Raw genomic sequence first — 8,176 nt, forward strand, 5'->3', positions numbered from 1 at the left:
ATACTATTATAGAGAATATTTATACGACCCCAGTATTTGTCAATATCTATGGAAAATAAGGGGGTAAAATAATGAAAAGCTCAAGATATAAGCTTATGCGAAATAAGCTTATAAGTATTCTGCTCATATTTTGTATGAATTTTATCTTAACAACTGAGGCCTTTGCCTCGGCGAAATCCCTAAAGCAGGGGAAGGGAAAATATTATGGTAAAGAATTAGAACAAAAAGATAAAATTAAAACAATAAATGAGGAGAAGTCTAAAACAAACAAATCACTTCGTAAACCTATTGTTAAAAATAGCAAACCAGCCTTTGAATTTTCACTTCAAGCAAGTAAAGAAATAAAAGAAAAAAGAAAATCAAACAGCAAAACCTATAAAGAAGATAACGGAAAACTAAAGACATACGTTTATCTAGACAAAATTCATTTCAAGGACAGTTCAGGACAGTTTCAAGATATAGACAACACCCTTGTACAACAGGGACAAGATGATAATACAAGTTATGAAAATAAAGCAAATGATTTTAAAGTTACTTTCCCAGCTAAAATCACTAAGAGCAATAGTATTAATGTGGTAAAGAATGATAGTTCCATTGAGATAACTCCAATGGATGGAGATTTTTCAAAAAGCTCTATAGCAAAGAACTCTATACTATATCAGGAGGCATTTAATGGAATTGATTTTCAATATGATGTACATAACACTGCAGTTAAAGAAAATATTGTATTAAATCATTATGTTGATCAAAATACCTTCAAATATGAAGTCAGCACAAAGAATGTTGAACTTAAAGAAGAATATGGAACAATAAGAGGGTATAAACCAGGGCAAAAGGATCCAATTTTTATCCTTAGTGCACCTGTAATGACAGATGCATCAGGTAAAACTTCTACTAAATTGCAAATACACCTTGATAAAAAACTTATAGGCAGAGATGTCATTGAGGTAAGTGCAGATAAGGAATGGCTAAGCAGTAAAGAAAGAGCATACCCTGTTACTATTGATCCAGATATAAGTGTATCCGACGATAGTATACATACAGCTACTGCAGAGTCAAATTTCCCAGACTTAAATACATTGGACAATGGATATCTATATGTAGGGAACGACGATGGAGTTGCAACTGGTAATTTGTCGAACTATGGTTTTGGACTCGGTCAAACCAAAGCATATATAAAGTTCCCTTTTGATGTGGATTCTGGTACGCAGATTACTTCAGCAAAGCTCATATTAGACAGGTATAGAGCTTATGGAACAGATGCAAGAACAGTAGAGCTTTATAATATTGATGATAGCAGCTTTGATATAAGTGGAGTTTCATGGAATAATCAACCTGTGTCAAGATCATATTATTCATCAGCAGATGTTGATGGAACAGTGAGTCCGGCAATATTTGATGTAACTAAACTGCTAAATGATTGGATAAATGGCGTAGCTCAAAATAATGGAATTGTACTTCAATATGGTGACGAAACTCAGCAATGTGAGGTTTTTGCCAGTTTGACTAATGAATTTGACAACAATCCTCCTCATTTGGAGATTGAATCACAGGCAGTTAATCCAGTAGATCCTAATACGGCGTTTGCAGCACCAACAATTAACTTGGAGCCTTTAACAGAACATTATAACAATGGTCACATGCACCTAGACGGGGTATTTTCAGATGGAGTGGAGAAACCAGGAGCAAAAGTAAGTTATCAGATTGAAGGAACTGATTATAATGGTGAGGTAGATGCTAGTCAAAGCTATCTTTATCCTGATGGAACTCCTTTTCAAAGTTCTTTTCCAAATGCCTATTTAATAAAAGGGCAAAACAGCAACTGGCAGACTGATAAATTATTTACTCCTGAGTTAAATAAAGTGTATCAGGTGACAGCTACAGCAGACGATACAGATTCAACAGGTAATGAAGAAACAAGTGATACAGGAACAAGTGACACCTTTCAGGTTTATAAAGCTCAAACAAAAGATACGCTTTCAGCAGTAGCCAATTATTATGGAGAAGATTTAAATACGCTAATGCAGGATAACAAGGTTCAGAGTCAGCTGTTAATCAGCGGAAATACTATTTTTATAAGAAATCCTAAGAAGAATGCTGGCACTGCATTCACACCTGAGGGCTTATCTGATGCAGATAAAAGAATAATAGATACTAGTTTAGTAGGATTAAAATATCATTGTGAATATGGTTATGAGCCTATAAATTTAAATACTGGTAACTTCTTTTATAACGCAGATGACGTAAAGATTCCGGATTTAGGAGGAAACTTTACAATTAATAGAAGCTATAATTCCATGGAAGCTTATCATGATGGATTTTTCGGTGCAAAGTGGGACTTTAACTTTAATAAAAATTTATCAGAACTTGAGGATGGAACTTTAGTATATAACACTGGAGATGGAAGTGCGGTTTACTTTAGTAAAAATGCTGATGGAACCTACAGTGCACCAGCAGGGATACATGATGAGCTCAGCGTTACAAGCTCTGAAGAGGGAAATACGTATCAAATAGTTGAAAAGCAAAATACTACCTACAAATTCTATGCAAATGGATTATTGCAATCAATAACAGACATCAAAGGTAATGAAACTAAATTTAATTATGATAATAATTATAAATTGACAGCTATAATAACACCAGCAGGAAAGCAATTTGTAATTAGTTGTGATGACCAAGGAAGAATTGTATCAATATTGCAGCCAAATGGAGCAAGCCTTAACTATGGCTATGATGAAAAAGGGAATTTGACTTCATTTACTGATGCCTCAGGCAGAGAAACCAGATATGAATATGGCGATAATGGTATGATGACAAGCCTTTATGATGGCAATGGTAATCAAACTATAATTAATACTTATGATTCCAAAGGAAGAGTCCTTAAGCAGCAAGATGCCAATGGAAAAGTAGTAAGCATTAATTACTTAGACGGATATAATCAGGTTACAGATGCTGAAGGAAATACAACACTTTATTATTATGATTCAAATTATAGATCATCAAAGATTGTAAGGCCAGATGGAAAAACAGAAATAAAAACTTATGATGATAATGATAATCTTAAAACTTATACAAATGCAAAGGGAGAAGTCACAACTTACACCTACGATTCACATGGTAATAGATTAAGTGAAACAAGATGGGATGGAAAAGTTAGAAGTTATACCTATGATGATAATAACAATCTTCTTTCTTATACAGATTTCAATGGAAATAACACAAATAGGAACTATGATAGTTCAGGAAATCTGATTAAAGTGGTAAATCCAGATAACGGTTCAATTGAATATACCTATAATGACAAAAATCAAGTGACTTCAATGAAGGATGCTCAAGGCAATATAACAGGATATGAGTACAATGGTGCTGATGTTACAAAGGTTACTCAGCCTAATGGAAATGCATTTAACTATTATTACAATACAATGGGGCAGGTTGTTACTATTGAAGATCCTCTTGGGCAAATATCCAGGTTAGCTTATGCTCCAGGGAAAGAAATGCTAAATACTCAGTTACCGGATAATGGAGTTACTGAATATGCATATGACAGTGCTGGAAATAATGTTTCTCTAACAGATGGAAATAATAACACTACAACCTTTGAGTATGATAAGCTTAATAAACTAATAAAGGCTACAGACCCATTAGGGAATACAATAACCTTTGCTTATGATGCCAATGGAAATAAAATAGAGGAAGATGATCCTAGGGGCTATAGCAAAAAGTACGAATATAATAATCTAAATAAGCTAATAGAAGTTACAGATGAGGATAATGGTATAACAAAATACGAGAGAGATGAATTGGGGAATATTACTTCAATTACTGATCCTAATGGAAATAAGACTTCCATAGCATATAATTATGCTGTTAGCAAGCCTTATACTATAACCAATTCCCTTGGACAAACTGTAACAAACTTATATGATGAAGAAGGTCATATATTAAAAACCACTTTCCCTGATGGAAGCTATAAGGAATACGGCTATGATGGCTTATACAGACCTATAAAACTTAGAGATGTAGATGGCATAGAGAAGACAGTAACCTATGGAATAGGCAATAAGGTTACAAAGATATCAGATTCTACTGGAAAGAACTATGAATATGAGTATGATGCAAATGGAAACCTTATGCAGACTACCGACCCATTAGGCTATCATACTAGTTACACTTATAATACTGATAATCTTATAACCTCTGCTACCAATGAAGAAGGAAAGTCCACAAATTATAGTTATGATCCTGTGGGAAGAATTGAACAGATAACTGATCCTTTAGGTCATAACAGAACTTATACTCATGATTTAAATGGAAATATAAGTACTATAAAAGATGGAAACGGATCTTTAACAAGTTATTCTTATGACCAGATGAATAGGCTGAAAGCGGCAAAGGATGCTTTAGAAAACATAACTCAATATAGTTATGATGGCATGGGCAATATGCTGCAAAAAACAGATGCAGTAGGAAATGTTACTAGCTATGAGTATAATGGACGTAACATGCGTACTAAACAGATAGATGCAGAAGGAAATATAACTCAATTTGTTTATGATGCTAATGGAAATAATACACAGGTCATCGATCCTAATGGCAATAGCTATAGCTTTGTGTATGATGAAGGTAATAGAAGGACATCTTCTGTTGATGCTGCAGGTTTAAGTAAAAATATTTCTTATGATAATATGAATAGAGCTATTAAAGAAACTGATAATGCTGGAAACAGCATAGAAAACACTTATGACAGTATTGGAAGACTTCTTCAGCAAAAAGACATTGCAGGGAGAACTGTAAAGTATACTTATGATGCATCAGGAAATATTTTAAGCAAAACTGGTGTTGATGGTAATACCACAAATTATGAGTATGATTTAAGAAATAGAATTACTAAAGTTACAGATCCAGAAGCTAAAGTTACTTCCTTTGAATACAATGGATTAAATAAGATAACTTCCAGAAAAGAACCAGGAAATAAGAATTATGCCTTTGAATATGATGATGCAGCTAACCTGGTAAAAGTTATTGATCCATTGAATGCTGCAACTACCTATAAATATGATGGAAATAATAAATTAACAGAAGAAACCAATGCAAAAGGTTATAGTAAAAAATATGAATATGATGCAGTAGGATTACTTGCAAGCGTTATGGACGAAAATGGGAACTCAACACAATTTAGTTATGACCCTAACTACAATGTAATAAAGCAAATTGATCCTATGGGAAATTCTACCCAATATCTTTATGATGCTTTAAACAGAGTGCAAACAGAAGTAGACGCTTTAGGCTTTGATAGAGAATATGAATATGATAAGCTTGGTAATCTTGTTGGATTAACTGATGGAAGAGGAAATAAGACTAGTTATGATTATAATCTGCACAATAAGGTAACTAAAATTACCGATGCACTAGGTAATGCAACTCAATACGATTATGATTTAAATAACAGCTTATTATCAAAAACAGATGCTCTTGGTGCACAATATAAGTATGATTATGATAATGTGCATAGACTTATTTCTATTACTGATCCAAAACAATATATAATTAATTTTGATTATGATAATGTTGGAAATATTGATAAGGAATATGATAATGCAGGAAATATTAAAAACTTTACCTATGATAAAATGCATAGATTATTATCTCAGGAAAATACAGCAGGTTATATAACTGCATATAATTATGACACTTTGGGTAATTTAGCTTCTGTGAAGCAGCCAAATGGAAATCTCACAACTTATGATCATGACATCTTAGACAGAACAACAAAGATAGTTGATCCAGAAGGTAAAACTACTCAAATAGGTTATGATATTCTTGGAAATGTAGAAAAGGTATCTAATCCAGGAAATCAAGTATATAACTATACTTATGATCCAGCAAATAATCTTCAAACAGTCACTGATCCATTAGGAGATGTTACGACCTATGGATACAATAAAAATAATCTATTAAGCAGTGTAAAAGAACCACTGGGAAATACTACAACCTATGATTATAATGAACTAAACATGCTAAAGACAGTAACCAATCCTTTAGGCAATACTATAAGCTATGATTATGATGGAAGCAGAAACTTAGCTAGTGTTAAGGATGGAAATGGACAAGTTACTAATTATACCTATGATGCAGTTAACAGAGTATCTAATGTAACAAATCCTCTATCAAATGGTACAAACTATGGATATGATGCTGTAGGTAATCTAACAAGTATGACAGATGGAAATGGACATAAGACTGAGTACACTTATGATGAAAGAAGAGCACTAACTTCAATTACAAATCCTCTAGGAGAGGTTGAAAGCTTTACTTATAATCCAGTTGGAAATGTAGTAAGTGATACAAAGCCAGATGGAAGTACAGTTACAAATTCCTATGATATTTTAAACAGATTGTCTAAAGTAACCTATGAAGGATCAAAAGCTGAAAATGCAGATATATCTGGAGGGGATCAATCTGATTTATCTGCATTGAAAAATATTCATGAAGTAAATTACAGCTATGACATTATGGGAAATAGAACTTCCATGGATGATCCAAATGGAACAACAAAGTATACTAACGATAAAATGGGAAGATTTATTGATGTTAATTCACCAAAGGGAGAAGATGTAAAATACGAGTATGACAGCCTTGGAAGAAAAGCAAAGCTTATATATCCTGATGGAAGCTATGTAACTTACGGTTATGATGATTTAAATAGGATGACAGAAGCAGTAGATTCAGATGGAAACAAAACTACTTATACCTATGATGCAAACAGCAGGCTAACTCAAACAAATCTTCCAAATGGAGATACCATAAAGTACACTTATAATGAGGCAGATCAACTTGTTAAGCTGGAGAATGTAAGTAAGGACGGTAAGATTTTATCAAGTTTTGAGTATACTTATGACAATGCAGGAAACATAATAAAGGAAGTACAACGCAATAGCGATGATTACGAAGGTAACACCAGCGGCACCGATGAGGAATTTACAAGAACCTATACTTACGATGGAGCTAATGAAGTAATAGGCTTTACGGAACAGGGAGACGATGGGGAAACTAAAAAATATGACTATTGCTATGATAAAGCAGGAAACAGAATAGCAGTACAAATAACAGGCGATGATGCAAAAAATATAACCTACAAATATGATTCAGCGGATCAATTAACAAGTGAGAATGACGACGATAAAAACATAAAATATGAATATGACAAAAATGGGAACAGAATTAAAAAGATATTTCCAGGAAACCATATAGAGTATTATAATTATGATATTGAAGGCAGACTGGCAAAAATAACTCAAGTTAGTGGAGACATAGAAACCTTTGGCTACGACGGGGATGGAAACAGAATATCCAGAACTATAGCGCTAGGTAGTGACATCCAAGCATCAGCAGACCTAGTTCCAGGAAGTGATGTAACTCAGGGAACAACAGGAACAGCGGAAATAACTGATGGAGGAAGCAGCACTGCAAATAATGAAGCCAGCAGTACTACAAATAGTGAAACCAGCGAACCTTCAAGTGGAGACAGAAGTAAAGATAAGAATAAGGGTAATAATGGAAATCACTATGGACAAATAAAGAATGCTTCAAAGGGTGAATCTAACAGCGGAGGAAGCAGCAGTAAAAGCAGTAATAGTGAAGGAAGCAGTAACAGTAGCAGTAATAATAGCAGCAATAGCGGTAATAGTAGCAATAGTTCGGGAAGCAGCAATAGCAAAAGCAGTTCCAATGGAAATTCCTCAAAGAAGAGTTCGCTATTCTTTACAACTAGCTTAGATTTCTTCCCGGTATTTAGTGCAGTAAATAGTAAGAATAGTAGTAAAGGAAATAGCAGCAGTAATAGTAATAGCAGTAGCGGTAGTAGTAGCAGTAGTAAAAGTGGAGGAAATGGAAATAGTAGTAATAGTAGTGGCAGCAATAACAACGGTAAAAATGGAAGTAATAGCGGAAGCGACAACGGTCAAGGAAAAGACAGAGGAAACCACTACGGAAATGGAAAAAGCAAAGGAAGCAGCAGTGGAAGTAGCGGAAGCAGTGGAACCAACGGAAATGCTGCAGGCAATGGAAACGTAGAAAACAATGGTAATCAAGTAGGCTGGGATAATAGAGCTCAAAAACCAAAGATTAATGGAAAGTCACCACAAGTAGTAGATGAAAATGGTATCTATGAAGT

1 protein-coding gene is annotated in these 8,176 nt (G+C 34.0%); it reads left to right on the top strand.

Annotated elements, in window-relative coordinates; translation table 11 throughout:
• Positions 1 to 71 precede the first annotated feature (71 nt).
• A partial coding sequence (locus COL3_RS26710; protein ID WP_099716778.1) for a DNRLRE domain-containing protein occupies positions 72 to 8,176 on the top strand: 8,105 nt, incomplete at its 3' end.

This window comes from Clostridium sp. LS, assembly GCF_002760435.1.
Classification (GTDB): domain Bacteria; phylum Bacillota; class Clostridia; order Clostridiales; family Clostridiaceae; genus Clostridium.